The sequence below is a fragment of the Flavobacterium sp. MEB061 genome (genome assembly GCF_000834715.1).
GTDB lineage: Bacteria > Bacteroidota > Bacteroidia > Flavobacteriales > Flavobacteriaceae > Flavobacterium > Flavobacterium pectinovorum.
On sequence record NZ_JXQR01000002.1, the window covers coordinates 62,736 to 82,167 of the forward strand.

Below are 19,432 nucleotides of genomic sequence, written 5' to 3' on the forward strand. Positions count from 1 at the left end.
AGGTAAAAATACTGTTTTACAACAAAAATCTGGTATTTCATTGTTTTCACAGGACCTCTAAATTAAGGTATTTCTCTTCTTAAAGGTTATGATGATAGTTAATCCCGCCATGTTTTCAATTTCAAATATACCATTTATCTGATTAGCAAGCCCCACCATTAGGTTCATTCCGAGTGAGTCTTGTCCTTTTAATTCAAAACCTTTAGGAAGGCCAACTCCATTGTCTTTAATTACCAAACGATAATTCTCAGAGTCCTGTTTTGTAAGCTCAATAGCAATCTTTCCGCTATCTTTACTAGTAAAAGCATATTTTATAGCATTGCTTACAGCCTCGTTGAGAATGAGCCCCAGCGGTACGGCCTGAGTAACATCCAATTCGATACATTCTGTATCTAATTCATAATTTATTTTTTTATCTGTGTGAAAGCAATCTTTGAGATAGCTTACCAATTCTTGAATATACCAAGCCATGTCAATGGTTGCAAGGTCATCTGATTGGTAGAGTTTTTGATGAATCAGTGACATAGCGTACATACGATTCTGACTGTTCTGTATAGCTGCAAGCGCATACTCATTTTCCAAATATTCCGACTGTGTACTCAAAAGGCTAATGACAATCTGCAGATTATTTTTTACTCTGTGGTGAATTTCCTTTATAAGCCATTCTTTTTCCGACAACAATATTTTCAGCTGATCATTCTGCTCATTAATTTTATTTTGCGCACGCTGTTTAATTCTTGAACGGTTGTACAATAATGCAATCAAAAGTACTAACACAAGAAAACTTGCGATAAATAGATATCGTAAAATTTCTGCTTTGCGTATGGTCTGCTGATGGATTACGCTTTGTTGTTTTAAAAGTACAATATTTTTATCTTTTTTCTCTGTATCGTATTTTAGCTGAAGGTCATTATACTGCTGAGAGTTTTTACTATTAAAAATGGAGTCATTTAGAACTTTATAATTTTTAAAATGTTCCAATGCGGCAGCACAATTACCCACAGCAGAATCAGCAGAATAAAATGCTTTTTCAGCCACCAGGAGTTGTCTATAGTCTTTTTCTAAAATAGCCTGCTTTTTTAATTCATTAATATAAAAATAAGATTTATCCGCCTGCCCTGTCATCAGCAAATATCGCATTATTGATCTATTGGCAACTGCTATTTCTCTGGCATCCTTTCTATCACATTGTAAGAGTTGCTTATAATATGTTTTTGCTTTATTATATTGCTTCAATTTGGTGTAGAGCAGCATGTACATCGACTGGTATCTTGTGTTACAGTCTTTAGCCTCATAAGATTTGATATCTTTCATTACGGCTAATGATTCGTAAATTTTATTATTATCATATAAGTACCTCGCAAGATTGAATCGCAGCGTTTCTACGAAATTGGGTCTTTTACTTTCTATAGCCATATTTAATCCCCGTTTATATGCTATAAGGGCTTCATGATGCATATTGAGTGATTCGTATATTATACCAAGCTGATTGTAAATAATACAGCGCCATCGAGGGCTGGCGTGCGACTTCTCAGCGTTTAAGTCAGCCTGAAGAGCATGAGCCAGTCCTTCTTTAAACATTCCTCTTCCAAAATATACCCGTATCACCATAGTGTAATCTCTGTAAAATTCAGGATTCTTAAGATGTTTCTTTATTGCAATTGCTTTTTTAGCATATTTAAAGGCAGTATCTGGTGTGTTTTCACAAAAATCAGCTAAATCAGCATAGGTTTCGCCTTCACCATATAAATTATGAGCCTCTTTAAATAAAGTATTTGCTTTACGAATATACTTTTCTCTAGTAATGCTATCGGTACTTTGAATTTCAAAATCCAAACCCATATACCTATATATTTCAGCTTCCTGGTTTTTCAGAAGGTTTCGCTGTGTATACTCCAGCGCCTTATTTTTTAACATCGTGGCCAACTCACTATTTTTTCTTTGCACAGCGATCAATATATCAATATGCATGCTGGTTGCTATAATATCTTTCGCTCCAAATTCCTTTCCAATTTCAAATGATTGACTCTTGAGGTCTTCTGAAGTTTTGATGTCCTGTAAAGACTCATTTCTCCTAACGTAATAAAGGGCAAGAGTGTTAAGGAGTCTCGCTTTTTTTATCTGATCTGTTTCTAGCGGAAGCTCTTTTTTAGCTTTTTCAAACTCTTTTTTAGTGATGTATTGTGAATATGAATTTATCGAAAATAAAATGATTATAGCATACAGAATTTTTGATTTCATAAAATTTTAAATTAGTTGACATACATTTTCCCCCGGGATAAGGGCTAAGTCAATACTCTTTTATATAACTATATTACTAGCATAATAGTTTGGTGAATATAGTAATTTCTTTAAAATTTTTATTGATTTAGATTGGTTAAACTTATTCTTGTTGAATCATTATGAATAAAATTTTGTCTTCAATTATTTTTGATAAACAATGTCAAATTTTAGTACCATATAAAAAACTTCTGTTAATTACAATCACTATAATTAACAGAAGTTTTGATAATTCTAAATCTTAACCTGTTAAAGCAATATTATTTTGCTTCTTGACTTAGAATTGCTGCGACCACAGAAGGCTGCGAGAAAAAAGGCGTATGGCTGGTAGGTAAAGAATACGTTTTTGTAATATTAGCAGCTTTTGCCATACTTTTTTGCAACGTCAGCCCTATTGCATGATCGAATTCAGTAAAAATATATACCTTCTCTATTTTACCAAAATTGGCATCCGTAAGTGCAACTGGAGTTGCAAGAGGCCCAAGTGGCTCCGGTTTGAAATTAGGAACTAGTACATCCGCTATTTTTTTAGGTGCATCTGCTGCGAAAAAATCCAAAATACCTTCTTTAGCAATTCCTACTACACCTGCTTTTTCATCCGGCTGTATATATTGCCCAATATGAGTTTCCTTATCTGCTGCCGAAATTGAAAAAAGGCTTTCTCCATTAGCCGGTAAAAATGCGCACAGGTAAACCAGTTTCTTGATTTGTCCGGGAATTTGCTCAGCAGTTTGGCTAATCACCATTCCTCCAAAGCTATGACCTACAAGAGTAATGTTTTTTCTTGTTCCAATTGCTTTTTTGACAACATCTACATAACCTTGAAGCGTCAATGATGAAACAGGTGTATTGTCGCTTCCATGCCCCGGCAAATTTACTGTAATCACTTCATTGCCACTCTTTTTAAGTTCTGCTTCAACAGACTTAAAATCTGCTGCTGAAGACCATGCTCCATGCACGATAACAATGGTATTTGGGCTAACCGTGTTAGCCTGAATTGGTGTTCCGATAGCGGTCATTAAAATCACCGCTGCAGTTGTAATTGATTTTCTCATCTTTAAAAAATTTATGGTTATATTAATTGTTATTATTATTTTTTTTATTCAATTCTGTAGAAACTGAATCGCTAATATGAAATGATGCAATGAAATTATTTTTAAAAAACTAAAGTCAAAGTACTGGCCATAAACAAGATATCTTTACCGTTACTAACGTCCTCAATAAATTTCCCGCTGTTAAAACATGTTCCTTCTATGGTGAAATTCAAATACTTATTAATCGAATAATCAAATGAGGCTCCTAATTGATTTCCTATTTTTTTTGATGTCGAATTTGAGCTATCAAATAATATCGAAACATTTGGCTGATATATGGCATCGTTCCTTGAAGCCCTCCAAAACATATCATAATCGATATTAAAATTTAATTTTTGGGTTAACTGAAATTCCAGAAAAGGATGCATATCAAATAAATTTGATGGTCCTATTAATGCAGCTAAACCAAAGTATGCCCCTTTTGGAAAAAGAGGATTAAATGTTTCCAGAGAACTATCATTTTGAATTTTATCTCCCGAGATATATTCCGTTTTAAATCCTATTTTTTGAATTCTTTTATTGATTTGATAATTAACAGAATTATTGATCGAAAATGTCCAGGCACTAATGTTTTGTTTATCAAATTTCCCAAATTGATAGGCAGCTTCAATATCATAATTCCAATTAGAATGAGTGCCCCAAATTCTTGAACCCACTGTATTTCTATTTTCCTGTCCCGAAATGGTATTGAATGTGCTTTTTGATTTTTGGAGGTTAAGAAAATAAGCTTCTACATTGTTTAAAAACCTAACTCCCTTTACACTAGTATACAAACCGAAAAGCTTTGTATTTTTGTCAATCTTATCATTAAAGTTTCCAAAGCTATTTTTGACATAATAACCATAAAAAGCGTCTATAGACAAATGATTTCTTTGATACATGATTTTCATCGCATCGAATGCTTGTCTGCTGTTTGGTCCTTCCCGAACTGAAATCAATCTCTGTGATCCATAATATAATTCCTGTCTTCCCATTCTAAATTTTAAATTCCTTACCCTGACATCAAAAAATAATTGATGGATATCTAAAGGATTTTCTTCTAATGAATTAGGATCTAATCTACTAATTGAAGAACTGCTCTGTAATTGGCTAAACAACCGAAACGAGTTCCCAATTTTTAAATCGCCATACAAAAGTGCCCTGTTCAGTATAAAACCATTTTTATCCGTATACGCTTCGTCCCAATTTTCATTGTCAAAATATTGGTATTGAGTCCTGTTTTCACCTCCAAAAAATAGAAATACCTTAGACTTTTGAGATACCGTTATTTGTTTGATTTTATAATATAAGTTTTGATTTGTACTATCAATTGAAATAGTATCATTATACCTTAAAAACCTGAATTCATTTATTTGTTGTGGATAAACAGCGGAACTAAATACAACTATAAAAATTAGGTAATATTTTTTCATCTGTTTAAAAATTATTTTCATTCCACCTCTGCAATAAGCGTATTGATATCCTGAATCAACCGTTTTGTGTCTTTTATACTTAAACCATCATAATAACCTCTAATTCTCCTTTTGCCATCAACTAATACAAATGTGCCATCATGAATTATGTTTCTTTGATCAGCATTACCGTCATCAAATGCCCTTACTTTATAATCTTTGGAAAGTTCAAAAACGGCATCCCTATTACCAGTTAGGAAGGTCCATTTATTATTATTTATTTTATAATTTTCCGAATACTGCTTTAACGCTGCAGGACTATCATTCTTATAATCTATACTATATGAAACAATAGCGACCTCATCTACTTTTTCAAACGCCTTTTCTACTAATTTTAAATGCTTTGTCATTTTAGGACAAATTGTAGGGCAACTGGTAAAAAAGAAATCAACAACCTGTATTTTATTTTCAAAATCCTGATGCGTTACCTCATCATTAAATTGATTTTTTAATAGAAATTCCGGTGTTTGGTAGTACTTGTTTTTTCCGGTTAGCGGGTCAGTTGATAATTCACCTAAAATGGGAAGATTATCACTCTTCGTGCATCCCACGAAAAGTATTATAAAGAGTAAAACTCTAATGTTCATTTCTATTTTCATAATCTTTATAAATTGAAATGTTTTCTAATTTTAAAATTTCATCCGGAATATTTCTATTGGGTAATGGCACGGGCTGAAAAATTACATCAATATTTATTTTCTGATCTATGGCTTGGGCAATTTCCTTTTCTATTTCAATTTGAAGAAACACTCCGTTTTGCAACAGCACTGAATCAATATCCAAAATTGGCAAAATCGTAAAAGTACCGGTGTATTTACTTTGTTTCTTTCCATCGATCATATATTCAAAAAATACCCTGGCACAATACGGCTGATACGGAAGCTGCGCTCGTTCAAAATGCAGTATAACGTGAGATCTTTCTTTATCAACAAAATCCTTAGTTATAGATTTTGTATCTGAAGTCTTTAAATTTAAGGGTGCAATACAATCCCTTTTGGACTCATTTCTCTTTGGTTTATCTCCTTCAATATAGGGATTACAAAAATTTGGATTTAGATCTAAATCAGCAAAACGATATCCTAAATCTTCTGTTTTCAATAATTCTTTTATTTTAAAATCTACCGGACGCCCATTGCCATCTGTTGCATATAATTTTTTTTCCAGCCATTCTTCATTTTCAGGTAATTTATTGTCAGGACTATATGCACGCCAGGCATCCCAAATGCGATCACAATTTCCGTGATGACCATAAAAAATAGGTTCAAAACCAGACTCTACAAAAGTTGCCATTTGCCCTCCAATCCAATTGTGGATATTATTATGAAAAGACTGTTCTGCCAAACCATCTAACTGTGCATCACCATTTTTTTTGATTGCCGGATATCCTCCAAAAGTTTTATAGTCTTTTGCTCTAAAACCTGCCCCTACATTGATAAAGTCATTCGGTATTTTGTCATTTGGCCCCACAAACCTCGACGCATTAAATAATGGATTGCTCTCGTCTCCCCAGTAATGCTCGGGTATAAAATTATTTTTTGTCCAGTCCCAGTAATGCAATGCTAATTTGGGTTCAGAAACTGCATTTTGGAGTTTTTGCTCTAGCGACCACAAGTACAATCTATGCCATGGCCATACATACCAATTGTAATGTACCTGATTAGAATACATGCTTGTAGCGCAAAAAGTAGTATGCAACAAAGCATTTGCCTGCCAGCCCATTGGGTCTAAAGGTGATATTTTTGAACGTTGTTTTAAGATTCCTACCGCATCTTTAAACAACTTTATTTCAGGATCATCAACAGGAATGTCAGCAATATTCTTTCTTACCACGATATTTGAATACACTTTCTTTTCAGGGTTGCCGTTATCCGGATTTGTTTTGTCCTCTTTACAACCAATTAACGATGACGAAATCAAGGGTAAGCCTGCTAAACCAAAGGAAGCCATCCCTACTTTTTTCAAAAATAATCTTCTGTTATTATTTTCCATATCTATTGTTTAGTAAATATTTTGTCTATTGCGTATTTGCCTCCGCCTAAAATAAAAAGGGCAAGAGCAATTCCTATCCAGAGAATAAAGTATTCGTAGCCTTCTCCCTTTAGTGTTCCAAACCAATTCATAAAAAATCCATTTTTAAGATGCGTCGTAAATATCATCCCCAGAGGAAGAAGTATATAGAAAAAGGCAATAACTCTGGTTCCCAATCCTATAATAAGGGCAATCGCGCCAAGAGTTTCCAGAAGGATTACCAGAAATCCCATAATCCAAGGCAATCCTACCGATTCAGTAAAGAATAACATGGTTTTAGAAAAGCCAAAACCTCCAAACCAGCCTAATAATTTTTGCATACCATGCATCAATACAACAAAACCCAGGACAACTCTCAAAATTAGAGGCGCATATGATTCGCTTGTTTCAAGTAATTTATTTTTCATAATTTTTTATTTATTAATTATTATTCCTTTGCATCTTATGTTTCAAACAGTTTCCTGTCTTCAATAAATTGCCTTTATTACGGGTTTAATTTTTTATATATGCCGAATACATCCAGACCATTTTTTCCTGTTCCCGAATGTAGTCACTCATTAAACTGTTAGTCCCAGTATCATCTATTTCTGCAGATAAATCAAGGATCAATCTTTGTTTTGCCAAAAGTATTCCCAGTGATTCTACAACTTTACCAACAGAATGCTGTCCATTAATTACTTCATTTGTTTCTAAAATTGAAGCTGTTTTAAAATACTCGGTAAAATTGTGATTTGGTCTAAATCCTAAGGTTAGTATCCTCTCCGCAACTTCATCAATTTTTAAAAAGAGATTATTGTATAAGTCTTCAAATTTTTGATGTAGTACAAAGAAATCATCGCCTTTAATATTCCAATGATATCCTCTCGCATTTTGATAAAATATTGAATAATTAGCAAGTAAATCATTCAATTGATTTGCTAACTCTTTACTTTTTACAGTATTTAATCCTATGGCATTTAAATTGTTCATTTTTATATTTTTAAAATGTTATAAATAGAAATATTATATATCTAATATTCTTGAGTCACTTAAAAAACGCTTCCAATTTAAAAATGGCATGGCATATGATTTCAAAGTTTTATAAATCAAAAACGAAGGGCTGACTTGCGTTTTTATCTTTTTAGTTTTCTGTACTTCTCTAACTGTTTCTCCTATTAGAAATGTACCACCGGAAAAAAAGTCATTTTCTATGCCTGATGAAGCCTCAATTTCGCGATCCAGTCTTATAACATATTGACCTTCTGCCGGGATGTGTAAGTTATAGTCGTAATTTTCAATAACTTTTCTAAAAGCAGCATTATTTGTTACAATAGGATTCGATAAAAATGCTGTTTCTGTTTTATCGTTTAAAGCGATACTTTCAAAGTATCCCTTGATTTTATTTTGTGACTGCAATCTTTTAATTGTCCCCATATCTTTATAATTTTTTTTCTAATCACTATATTTTTATTTATCTCATTTTCAATTTTTGAATCATGGCTGCATTTAAGTTATCGCTATAAGCTCCATAAGCATCTACTAATAATCCTTTTATACCATATTCTGTACTTATTGCGTAAAGTATTGAAGAATCATCCGGATTAGAATCTCCTTCAAATCGATAAAATGCGTCAACATTAAATTCAGTAGAATCAAATGTTCTATTTAACTTTTTACAGTCTAATGTTGAATTACTAAGATTAAAATCAAAAGTATATCCCTCTGCTTGTTTTACAGTTATTGCTTCTGTTAGTGTATCGTAATTTGTCATTTTGTTTTCGTTTTTTTAGAATCTATATTTTATAACAGATTCTAATTGTTAAGTAAATATTTTATTTATTCTGATAAATAGATTGATAGATAGCATCTTAGATTTCTCTTATCGTTTCAAATAATTTTTAATTTGAAAAATTGATATAAAAATCATAATCAATAGATTTCGTTTTCGTTAGAGCAAAACTACTTCTAAACACAACCGGAGTTTCTGTAGAAAAGTTATCAAAAATTATAAATATTAAAGATTTGGAATATTATTGTAGATTTTATTAAGTGTAGTCTATCGTATCTATCAGAATAAGACATGATTACATAAATTATAAAGATTCCTTAATTTATAATGCCAATATAATTTCCTCGTAGTAAATAATAGGATTTTACACAATCAATTTGATACAAAATAATGCGTGTAGCTTTTTATAAGTGAAGAAGTAGTGCGTAAAAGTTAAAATCTTTAAATATTATAATTTTTAGTCAGGATTTGCGACTTATATGATTACATTTTTATGCAATTTTGAAAAATAAAATCAAAATATACAGAAGCCAAATTACTAAATATAAGCAACTTAAGATGAAACCGGTATTAACCAATTTGAGTAAAATTACTGAATGTCTGGATTTTATGAATTTACCAATTTCCACTTACAATAGTGAGAATTTTAGTTTTATAGAACTACATGAAATTGGGATAAAATTACCTTTGCAGTCGCCAACATTTCGACCTGATTTTTATAATTTGTTCATAATAATAGACGGATGCGGCACTTATTATATTGGGAATAAAGAAATTAAAATTACTTCTAACAAAATCATAATTTCCCGTCCCGAATCATTTATGTCCAGCTATTGGACAAAAATTCAAAAAGTATACACGATCAGTTTTCGGAAAAGTTTTCTCCTGCAATATTTTCCTGCGGGAATTGATACTATTCTTGAGTTAGGCGGAGAAAATGTATTTTCCTGCGATCTGACTGAGGAAAGGATGAAATATTTTGAGCAGACTTGCGATGAGATCTATGATATATGGATTTCAACAATGGAATATAAAGGCGAACTTATTGCAAACCTTATTCTCAATCTTTTATTTTTAACGCAATTACATCAAAAAAGAGACTTAAAAATGAAAAATGAAAGCGAAAAAAATACCACAATTGTGAGCACATTTCGTCGAAATATGGAAAATAATTTCAGCCAGCTTATACGTGGTCAGGACACTTTACTAATGCGAACGAAAGAACATTCCAAATTATTGAATATCAACGAAAATTATCTTTCGAAAGTGATAAGCAATTCTACAGGAAAAACGATCAATGAATGGATTAATGAAAAACTTATTGATGAGATTAAATACCTGCTGAAACATTCTGATAAATCAATGAAAGAGATTGCCACATTATTCGCTTTTAACGATCTAAATTATTTTTGCAGTTATTTTAAAACGCAGACTTTAAATGCACCCAGCGCATTGAGGAAAAACTTTAACAACGGTGAAAAAAATCAGTCTGTTGTTTATAATCCACAATTTATAAAACATCAATCATTTAGTAAATAATAAGGAAATTTCTATCTGTAAATATTTTTAAAATGGAAAATAGTAAAAAAATTAAATTCACAGATTTCTTTGATACCGTTAAAATAATGGGTCAGGATTTGTCAAACGTAGACTTAGACCGTGTCGATATGTCTCATGGACATTTAGGAGATGCTGAATTCTCGTTTGTCAACTCCAAAGTACTTCATCCTGATGATCAGCTTCCTTTTGTAACACCTCCATTTTACACTACATTTTTCTCAGTAGGCTTTGTTCTGGATGCTTACGGAAAAATTATAGTTGATAAGCTTCCGTTTAATATCAAACCGGGAATGTTATTTGTCAATAAACCGGGCGAACTTCAGCAGTTAACCTGGGATGTTATGAATGAGTCTTACGGAATACTTTTTACTGAGAATTTTATCTCGAAATATGCCGGTGTATCTATTTATAAAACATTTCCGTTTTTACTTTTTGAAAGACAAATTCCATTAAAAACCTCCGAAGCATTTCAACAGGAATTGAAAAAAATTGTTTTGCTGATTGTTGATGAACTTATTAATGATTCTCCTTTGAAAAACCATATTTGCGCAAATTTATTAACCCGTTTTTTGCTAAAAATAAAACAAGAATATTGGGAAGGTTATATGATTCATAATTCGGAAACGAAAAATCCGGATATTGTAACCGATTTTTTTCAAAATCTTGAATATCATTATGACCAATTGTTAAAAGGCAAAGTACAAAGAACGTTGTACATAAAAGATTATGCTGAAATGCAGCAACTTCATGAAAATTATCTCTCTAGTGTTTTAAAGGAAAAAACCGGGAAAACTGGCGGACAACTGATAGCGGAAAAAACCCTGAGCGCAGCAAAAATTCTTATCGAAGATCCCAGATTATCATTAAAAGAGATTGCTTTCATCCTGGGATTCTCCTATTTGTCTTACTTCAGTATTTTTTTTAAAAAACACACCGGTTTGTCGCCAATCAATTATCGCAAAAAAAGTCTTGATTAAAAATATGTTCTAAAACTTCTGAAAATTACCAGGTTGGTCGTATGTTTACAACATTACCACGATATACGTGAACACGATCAGAATGAGATGCATTAAAATTTTTTCTTACTGAACTTGGAGTAGTGTTAGTATTCTTTTTAAAAAATGTATAAAAATATTTAGGGTCGCTAAAAGCAAACATTTCTGAAATTTCAGGAATTGGTTTATCGGTATTTTTTAGCAAATAATTGATTTCATCAATAAGCCTGTCGTTAATCCATTGATTAATTGTTTTGCCTGAAGTTTTACTAACCACTTTAGAAAGATAAGTTTCAGTAAGACTTAGCAATTTAGCATGTTCTTTGGTTCTAAGTATGGCCGTACTTTCGCCAGAAATCAGCATGTTGAAATTCTGATCTATATTTTTTAAAAATGATGTGACAATGGCGGCGTTTTTTTCGTCCTGAATTTCCAATTTAATAGTATTCTGATGTTGTTGTATCAGTAACAAAATATTAATAAGCAGATTAGAAATCATCTCATATTTGCAATTTGAAACAGAAATAGCTTCGCAGTAGATTTGCTCGCATATTTCCTCAAATTTGCTGAAATGCTTTTGATCCAGAAAATAATTAAATGCATTTATATTGTTCTTAAAAGGAATATCATCAATACCATGAGGAAAATATTTCTCAAAGAAACAACTTGTAAATGAAATACTATATCCAACGGGAGATTCTGTCCAGCCACTCGAAAAATAAACATCTGGCTGTTTCATAAAAACATGTTGAGGACCCAGTTCATAAATATGATCGCCTACAACAAAAGTACCTTTGCCTCCTTGTATTATGGTTAAAGTATAATAATCCGGTCTAAAGATTGGAGTAAGATACGGCATTTTTAATCCCATATCATGTAGTTTTATAATGGCAAAATCATCACTGTCAATATAAGAAAAGACAGGAAGATTCATAAAAGCCAATATATCTCTAAACTTCTTTAAGGACGTTAGTTCTGGTTTCATTTCAGATCACTTAAATTCGTAATTATTGCATTGGTTATTCAAACAAATTTAGTAAAAATAGGTACAATTTTTATAATTACATTCGGCCCATTTGTTTAATATTCTTTCAATAAGATATCAAAATGATCTTCTCTTATAAAATAAATTATCCAGCATTTTGAATAGTTTTTATTTTTTTTTAGTTAATTTTATTTATAAAAAAAGAATTATACATTTATTTTTAATGAGTTGAACTACAAAAATCTCTTAATTAAATTTAAAAATCAGTGTTTTGAGTTCGTGGCAACATCGTGGCAACACAGGCCTTTAAAAAATAAAAAAGCAGGAAATACGCGGGTTTCAAGCTTAAGGTTCGAATCCTGCTCTCCCCACCAAAAGGGTAAAAGAAATAAAGGCAACTTTTTCAATCTTTTCAAAAATCCATAAAAAACGTGGTAAAACCTGCAAATCCTAGGATTCGCAGGTTTTTTGCATTTAAGGCAGTTTTTATTCTTTATAAAAACACTCAAAAGTTTTGTGGCAGAATTGTGGCACATGGAGTTTTTGAAAATAGAGTTCTGGGAAGATTAGGTTCGAAACTTTATATCACTTCCTATTAACAGATTTTTAATCTTAATCCTCCCTTATTGCCTCAAAATATATTGGATTTTTCGTAGTATTAATTATAAATATTATTATGAGTACTTTCGTATCTATCAGAATCAAATAAGAATTTAAGTAATTAAAAAAGGTAAAGATAAAACTTAGGTTTAAATGCGAACAGAAGCTTTAATTCCGATACTGATCTAAAAATACATTTAAAGCCTTTGAAGGTTCTTCATCATTTCTGTAAATTATCACTGTGGTCATCGTGGCAAGTTCTTTAGTTAAAGGAAAAGTTTTTATATTTCTGTTGCTGTAATACTGATTTACCACTTCTGCAGGAAGTATACTAATACCAAGACCTGCCTCCACAAAATTAATAATGCCTTCTATCGAATTGATTACGGTACTTTTATAACGGAGGATTCCTTTTGAACCGAGCCAGGTTTCAAGTCGCGCCCTGAAAAAACAACCTTGCTCAAAAACTACTATTTTTAAAGGTTCTTGTTTCAATACTACCGAAAGCTTATCCACATCACCACCTGCAATTATTACAAGTTGTTCATCACGAACAATAAGCTGCTGTAAACCCGGAATATTTATGGGTGCTGCAACAAAAGCAGCATCAAGTTTATAACTGATTACATCGTTTATCAATGCTGATAACATTGAAGAATAAAATTCAAGCTCTACATTAGGATAAAGTTCTGCAAAACCTTTGATGATTTCTGGCACTTTAAAAGCCATAGTGGTCTCAATACACCCTATGCGTATTGTCCCTCCTATTTTGTCTGCACTCTGTATATCACTTCTGGCATCATCCAATAATCGTCCTATTTTTTTAGCATATTGCAAAAGTGTTTCCCCTGCTTCAGTTAGAACCACTTTTCTGGCTACTCTTCTAAACAGTTCGGCTCCAAATTCATCTTCGAGATTTTTTATGCGAGCCGTTACGTTTGATTGTACCGTAAAGGTTGCTTCTGCAGCTTTTGTAAAACTTCCGAGTGTTGCTGCGGCTTCAAATATTTTCAGGTCATTACTATTCATAGTATCACTTTTAGTGATTGATTAGATCATTATAAATCGTTTTCAGGTATCAAATATAGACTGTATTTTTGTCTTAAACAATTGAAAACATGAAAAACACAATTAAATCCTTAACTCTAATTCTAGCTATAATTATGCTACCACAAACAGCTGTAAATGCACAAGTTAAAAACTCTTTAACTACAAAAGAAAACACTGAAATTCATTACAATAACACGGAAGTCAACGGACTAAAGATATTCTATCGTGAAGCAGGACCTAAAGATGCTCCAACTTTATTATTACTGCATGGTTACCCTACATCATCTCATATGTTTAGAAATCTTATTCCTATTTTAAGCAAAAAATATCATATAATAGCTCCAGACCTGCCTGGTTTTGGCTATTCAGATGCACCGGATCATCTTAGTTTTCAATATACTTTTGATAATCTTGCCAACACTATGCAGGGATTTATCGATAAGCTTGGTTTAAAACGTTTTGCCATTTATGTATTCGATTATGGTGCGCCAACCGGATACAGACTTGTTCTTGCTAATCCGGAAAAGATAACTGGTATCATATCACAAAATGGCAATGCTTACGAAGAAGGATTAAGCAATGGTTGGAATCCTATTCAGAAATACTGGAAAGATCCTTCGCTGGCTAACAGAGACGCGCTTAAGGATTTTGTTTCTAAAGAATCAACATGGTATCAGTATCACGAAGGCGCTTCGGATGTTGCTCTTATCGCGCCTGAAACATACACATTGGATCAGCATTTTCTGGATCGCCCTGGAAACATCGAGATACAGCTTGACCTGCTAAAAGATTACAGAACCAATGTTGCTTTATATCCTAAATTCCAAGCTTATTTTAGAGATAAAAAACCTATGATGTTAGCTGTTTGGGGCAGTCAGGACCCTTATTTTCTTCCCGCAGGAGCAGAAGCATACAAACGTGACAATCCAAATACTACTGTAAAGTTCTATAAAACGGGTCATTTTGCCCTGGAAACTCATTATAAAGAAATCGGAACTGATATATTGTTATTTCTTGCCAAACTTCCTAAATAATTAGGAATATAATATATTTAAAATAGCGGTTATAAAAGACCGCTATTTTTTTAAATAAAAGTGGACCTGATATTTTTTTTTTACAAAAAATTAATTTGCATTTTTCTTCCAACTCGCTTTTATGCGATTTAAAAGGGTTGATATTTTTCTGTTATTTACTATAAAACTATATTTTTGCTTTTCAAATAATTAAAAGAATCAGAGTATGGTTCTGTCGCATCTATCAGAATCAAATACAAATATTTAAGGAATTCAAAAGTTAAACTGCTAATTTACAAAATGATTTAAATATGCTCAACCCTAGTCTAACCATTTGATTCTTTCTCAGCATATGCACAACTTCAATTCCACTCAATGTTCGTATAGCTGATTCAAAACTTTTAAAGCCTAATCCGTTTTGTATACGCCATTTGATAAAACGATGATCGTGTTCAATAATATTATTGAGATATTTACACTGTCGGATCTTAATATTTGAGAACGAACGCTTGTTATAGACTCTGATAGCGGCAGTATTAGAACCGCTTTTATCAATATTAATTACTATCGGCCTGTAGTTATTACTAATTGCTTTAATTAGAAATGACTGTGCACTCATTCTCTGTCTTTTTCTGGTCAAAAGAAAATCTACCGTATTTCCTACTTTATCTACAGCTCGATATAAACTACTTCGCCACAAGTACTTGATTGGTTCATGTTTGACATTAGCACTTATATATTTCATTTTTGGACTCTGCAAAAGTATTTTTTTTTAAAGATTTAGGTAGGGTAAAAGAAAAGTAAATTGTTTTATTGAATTATATACTTTCATTATTTAAACCTTTTGGTTTTAAATAAAAAATTAATTGTTGGCTTATGGCTTTAAGGAATCAAGTTGAGGCGCAGCTTCCAACGGATTGGGGAATTTTTAAGATTATGGCATATTCTGAGGATGCAGATGATTGGATGCCACATATTGTTTTAGTGCATGAAAAGACTGATTTCGAAAAACCGGTCGCAGTGCGTTTGCATTCGGAATGTCTGACGGGAGATATTTTTCATTCTTTAAAATGTGAATGTGGAAAGCAGCTGCATGTTGCAATGGAATATTTTCAAACCCATGGAGGTATTTTGATTTATTTGCGTCAGGAAGGGCGTAATATTGGAATTATAAATAAACTTAAAGCATATAAACTTCAGGAGGAAGGTAAGGATACGGTGGAGGCTAATGTTGCACTTGGATTGGCACCAGATGGAAGGTCTTTTGATGATGCAATAACTATTATAGAAGATTTGGGTGTAAAATCGATTGTGCTTTTGACGAATAACCCTGAAAAAATGAAGGCTTTTGAGGATTCCAATGTGGTTTTGGTGGATTGCGTACCAATTGAGATTGAGTCGACAAAAGAAAGTGAAGGTTACTTGCGAACAAAAAAAGATTTTTTCAAACATTTACTAAACTTGGATCCGGTTGAATAGTTATTTGGAGCATGTATATTCTGATAATATGAAAAGAAAAGAATGGACGGTTGATTGGCTGTTTTATCATTCGATTATAATTATGATCGGATTGATAGTTGATGTTGCCAGAGGTACATTGTTTTTTTGTCCTATAGCCGGTGTTTTGTTTTTTTTAATTTTCCTGATTAAAAATTGGTCTGGATTTACGGAAAAGAAATCTTGGGGTGGTGTGCCAAATGTAGTGACGTTACTTCGATTGATATTGCTTTTTATGGCACCGTTTATTATGCATAATCGTTTTAATGTAGCTGTTTTGGGTACTGTGTTTGTGATGTTGGATGGTGTTGATGGTTTTTTGGCGAGAAGACTTGATCAGATTACACATTTTGGCGGACAGCTTGATATGGAAGCAGATGCTTTTTTCTGTTTGATGTTTTCGTTATTAATTGGGTTTGAATCTTCAGAAATGCAATGGGTTTTACTTGCAGGATCTATGCGATATCTATATAAAATTGTTACGACTGTATGGAATAAAAACACTTTCGCAGAGACGAAACAAAAGTATGCCCGTTTTTTTGCAGGTTGTTATTTTGTTAGTTTGGTATTGTTTTTTTATATGGATTTTTCATTAGGAAAATATAGTATTGCGATTGGTAATGGGCTGGTTCTGTTTTCGTTTGCAATATCTTTTATAGACTTTTTTAAAATAAGAAGCTCTTGATTATAATACTGACATCTGATATTTGCCATAAGATTAGTGGTGGAACAGTTTATAATACAAAACTTGTTGATTTTTTGAAAACAAAACACCAACAAGTAGCTATTGAGGTTGCAGAAGATATTAATTCATATGATTTTAATCATGGTGCTACTTACATAATTGATAGCATACTCATTCATGAAAAGTTGAATGTGAATAGCCTGAAGCACTATAAAGTTTGTTTTTTGATTCATCTTTGGCCATCTTTAAATAAGTTGGATGTAAATAAAAACAGATTATTAACGGTTGAAAAATTGATTTGTGAGGCGTTTGTGGTTTTTGTCACAGGTTCAGTTTCGTTAGACTATATAGATGATGTTATTCTGCCTGTTGCGGCAAAAAAATATTTGGTAGAACCTGGTATTGATAGTGGTTGGAATACAAAAGTTTATTTTGAACAGCACCCGATAAAAATAGTTTATTTGGCCAATTTTATTGAAGGTAAAGGGCATATTAAACTTTTAGAAGTATTGAAAAGGCTGAAACATTTGAATTTTAAGGTGGATTGTTATGGAGAGATACTTTCGGAGCCTTATTTTCTGAAACTTTTAAGCGTAACTAAACGGTATAGCTTACATAATATTGCTTTTAAAGATACGATACCACATGAGCGCATAAATGGATTGCTTTTGGAATATGATTTAATGCTGCATTTTTCGGATTATGAAAGTTTTGGTATGGGTGTTATGGAAGCACTGTGTGCACATTTGCCTTGTATCATTACACCTACGGGTAATTATAAGCAATATCAATCTATTGGAATACAGGGTATTTTGGATTCTTTTGATGTAGATGAAATGACGGCTGTTGTAGAATATGTTTTAAATTCATCTGCCAGATATTTGCAATTGGTAGAATCAGTGAAGCGGATAGATATACAAAGTTGGGGAACTAATTTTGAGTTGTTGTTAAGTAAAATTGAGAATTTATGATTGTTTTTGCATTTGTGTTTGGGTACTTAACCTTACTGATTGAATTGATTTTTTTTCATGTTCCAAGCGTTGCAAATACGCAAAATTTTTTTCAGAAAAATAATAACTATATGATTGATAAGAGTACATATATTTCTAAAATATACGGTTGGCCCATGTGGAAGAAGATCCTAATTTTAGCCGTTCCGTTCTTTTTAATAAATATGTATTTTTTATTACCGTTTTTATATTTTTTTCCGGGTATTCACAGTAGTAAATTGTTAGTTTTTAGAGCTAATAATTGGTTGGTTGCGATTGGGATTTTGTGTGTGATAGCGGGAAGGATAATTACATTTGGATCTATGTTGTTTATGCGCAGAAAAAATAAACAAACACAGAATAGTTTCAAACTTTACACTAATGGTATTTTTAGTTTTTCCAGAAACCCCGGTCTGGATGGTATGTTTTTATTTTTTATTGGATTCGGTATTCTGTTTCCAAGTCTTTTAATATGGATAGGGTTACTATTATATTTTTATTATATGCGGTTTAGGGTAAAAATTGAAGAAGAGTTTCTGAAAGAATTATTTGGAGATGTTTACTTAGATTATACTACTAACACAAAACGTTTTTTATTATTTTAAATGGGAAAAATGATCGAAAATCAACAACAGACAATTAAGGCATGGTTTGATAAAACCTATTTGGCACGAGGAGAAATGTATCTTAGACCGAAAGAAGCATATTATATTTTTGCAGAACTACTTCAGATTAAGCCTAATACAAAGGTACTCGACGTTGCCTGCGGGTTGGGTAGAATGTTAGAAGTAGGGTTAGATTATAATGCTGAGTGTTGTGGCATTGATATTTCCAGCGTAGCAGTAGAAAAAGCGAAGCTGAAATTGCCAAAAGCTGAAATTCTGGAAGCTAATGCCGAAGCATTGCCTTTTAATGATAACATGTTTGATTTCGTTACATGCTTGGGCTCTTTAGAAAGGATGCTCGATAAAGATAAAGTACTGCAAGATATTAAAAGAGTAACAACTGCTGATGCCAGGATTTGTTTTATGGTAAGAAATTCGAACTCCTGGCGCTGGATATTTACTAAAAAACTTTTTTTTGCGGTTAATAAAAAAGGACATCAGGACGCAAAAAATTATCAGCAATGGAAAACTCTTTTTGAACAACAACATCTTGAAATTATAAACTGTATTTCGGATCAATGGCCGATAATGAGAATATTACAGATTTTGACTTTTGGTAAATTTGATGGTTACAAAAACAAACAAAACAAATTTACACCATTAAAATATGCCAATGAGTTTATTTTCATATTAAAGAAAAATTAGCTTGAATACACGAACCGACATAACACAATTATACAATGCTCTTTTTCAAATTGAAGCTAAATTAAAACCCGATGAAGAATATCCGATTCATAAACGGTTAAATTTTGGAGAAAAGTTTAATGATATT

Annotated in this window: 20 protein-coding genes; 8 read left to right on the forward strand and 12 right to left on the reverse strand. The window is 32.2% G+C overall.

Annotated elements, in window-relative coordinates:
- Positions 1–57 precede the first annotated feature (57 nt).
- The 9 genes from RT99_RS24520 to RT99_RS00370 all read right to left on the reverse strand — a co-directional run bounded on the left by RT99_RS24520 (position 58) and on the right by RT99_RS00370 (position 8,603).
- A complete protein-coding gene (locus RT99_RS24520; RefSeq protein ID WP_052483443.1) occupies positions 58–2,241 on the reverse strand; it encodes a sensor histidine kinase in 2,184 nt (727 codons plus the stop codon).
- A gap of 299 nt (positions 2,242–2,540) precedes the next feature.
- Complete coding sequence (locus RT99_RS00335; RefSeq protein WP_052483444.1) at positions 2,541–3,335, reverse strand: alpha/beta fold hydrolase; 795 nt, start codon at positions 3,333–3,335, stop codon at positions 2,541–2,543.
- Between the two features lie 101 nt (positions 3,336–3,436).
- Complete coding sequence (locus tag RT99_RS00340; protein ID WP_042562852.1) at positions 3,437–4,786, reverse strand: alginate export family protein; 1,350 nt, start codon at positions 4,784–4,786, stop codon at positions 3,437–3,439.
- A 17-nt stretch (positions 4,787–4,803) separates the two neighbouring features.
- Positions 4,804–5,424, reverse strand: a complete 621-nt coding sequence (locus RT99_RS00345) for an SCO family protein (protein ID WP_082036892.1) — start codon at positions 5,422–5,424, stop codon at positions 4,804–4,806.
- Positions 5,402–6,814, reverse strand: coding sequence for a tyrosinase family protein (locus RT99_RS00350; protein ID WP_042562733.1), 1,413 nt, complete (start codon positions 6,812–6,814; stop codon positions 5,402–5,404). Before RT99_RS00350 ends, RT99_RS00345 begins: the two co-directional genes overlap by 23 nt.
- A gap of 2 nt (positions 6,815–6,816) precedes the next feature.
- Positions 6,817–7,260 carry a DoxX family protein gene (locus RT99_RS00355; RefSeq protein WP_042562734.1) on the reverse strand — a complete coding sequence of 148 codons (444 nt, stop codon included), beginning with the start codon at positions 7,258–7,260 and terminating at the stop codon, positions 6,817–6,819.
- Between the two features lie 85 nt (positions 7,261–7,345).
- Entirely contained in the window at positions 7,346–7,822 is a 477-nt protein-coding gene (locus tag RT99_RS00360) for a Dps family protein (protein WP_042562735.1), read from the reverse strand.
- 33 nt (positions 7,823–7,855) lie between these two features.
- On the reverse strand, positions 7,856–8,266 hold the full coding sequence (locus tag RT99_RS00365) for a hypothetical protein (protein ID WP_042562736.1): 411 nt from the start codon (positions 8,264–8,266) through the stop codon (positions 7,856–7,858).
- Positions 8,267–8,303: 37 nt separating this feature from the next.
- Positions 8,304–8,603: a hypothetical protein gene (locus RT99_RS00370; RefSeq protein WP_042562737.1), complete on the reverse strand. Its 300-nt coding sequence runs from the start codon at positions 8,601–8,603 to the stop codon at positions 8,304–8,306.
- Between the two features lie 576 nt (positions 8,604–9,179).
- Between RT99_RS00370 and RT99_RS00375 the strand changes: the two genes are divergently transcribed.
- On the forward strand, positions 9,180–10,160 hold the full coding sequence (locus RT99_RS00375; protein ID WP_131494886.1) for an AraC family transcriptional regulator: 981 nt from the start codon (positions 9,180–9,182) through the stop codon (positions 10,158–10,160).
- A gap of 32 nt (positions 10,161–10,192) precedes the next feature.
- Positions 10,193–11,158 (forward strand): AraC family transcriptional regulator, encoded by a 966-nt coding sequence (locus RT99_RS24525; protein WP_052483448.1) that lies wholly within the window; start codon positions 10,193–10,195, stop codon positions 11,156–11,158.
- A gap of 25 nt (positions 11,159–11,183) precedes the next feature.
- On the opposite strand, the gene RT99_RS00385 is transcribed toward RT99_RS24525, so the two are convergent.
- Together RT99_RS00385 and RT99_RS00390 are read right to left on the reverse strand one after the other, a co-directional pair.
- Complete coding sequence (locus RT99_RS00385; protein WP_082036893.1) at positions 11,184–12,161, reverse strand: AraC family transcriptional regulator; 978 nt, start codon at positions 12,159–12,161, stop codon at positions 11,184–11,186.
- 768 nt (positions 12,162–12,929) lie between these two features.
- A complete protein-coding gene (locus RT99_RS00390) occupies positions 12,930–13,790 on the reverse strand; it encodes a LysR family transcriptional regulator (protein WP_042562740.1) in 861 nt (286 codons plus the stop codon).
- A gap of 89 nt (positions 13,791–13,879) precedes the next feature.
- Here RT99_RS00390 and RT99_RS00395 point away from each other — a divergent pair, with 89 nt between their 5' ends.
- Entirely contained in the window at positions 13,880–14,845 is a 966-nt protein-coding gene (locus tag RT99_RS00395) for an alpha/beta fold hydrolase (RefSeq protein ID WP_082036894.1), read from the forward strand.
- A 259-nt stretch (positions 14,846–15,104) separates the two neighbouring features.
- On the opposite strand, the gene RT99_RS00400 is transcribed toward RT99_RS00395, so the two are convergent.
- Entirely contained in the window at positions 15,105–15,569 is a 465-nt protein-coding gene (locus tag RT99_RS00400) for a DDE-type integrase/transposase/recombinase (protein WP_052483450.1), read from the reverse strand.
- 131 nt (positions 15,570–15,700) lie between these two features.
- On the opposite strand from RT99_RS00400, the gene ribA reads away from it, so the two are divergent.
- From ribA to RT99_RS24535, 5 genes are read left to right on the forward strand one after another with little or no spacing between them, the layout of a single operon-like run.
- Positions 15,701–16,303, forward strand: a complete 603-nt coding sequence (ribA, locus tag RT99_RS00405) for a GTP cyclohydrolase II (RefSeq protein ID WP_052483452.1) — start codon at positions 15,701–15,703, stop codon at positions 16,301–16,303.
- A 28-nt stretch (positions 16,304–16,331) separates the two neighbouring features.
- Positions 16,332–17,006, forward strand: coding sequence for a CDP-alcohol phosphatidyltransferase family protein (locus tag RT99_RS24530; protein WP_131494887.1), 675 nt, complete (start codon positions 16,332–16,334; stop codon positions 17,004–17,006).
- A complete protein-coding gene (locus RT99_RS00415) occupies positions 17,003–17,977 on the forward strand; it encodes a glycosyltransferase family 4 protein (RefSeq protein ID WP_042562741.1) in 975 nt (324 codons plus the stop codon). The genes RT99_RS24530 and RT99_RS00415 overlap by 4 nt, the downstream gene beginning before the upstream one ends.
- Positions 17,974–18,600 (forward strand): isoprenylcysteine carboxylmethyltransferase family protein, encoded by a 627-nt coding sequence (locus RT99_RS00420; RefSeq protein ID WP_042562742.1) that lies wholly within the window; start codon positions 17,974–17,976, stop codon positions 18,598–18,600. Before RT99_RS00415 ends, RT99_RS00420 begins: the two co-directional genes overlap by 4 nt.
- A gap of 9 nt (positions 18,601–18,609) precedes the next feature.
- Positions 18,610–19,305, forward strand: a complete 696-nt coding sequence (locus RT99_RS24535) for a class I SAM-dependent methyltransferase (protein ID WP_165587170.1) — start codon at positions 18,610–18,612, stop codon at positions 19,303–19,305.
- The last annotated feature ends 127 nt before the right edge of the window (positions 19,306–19,432 follow it).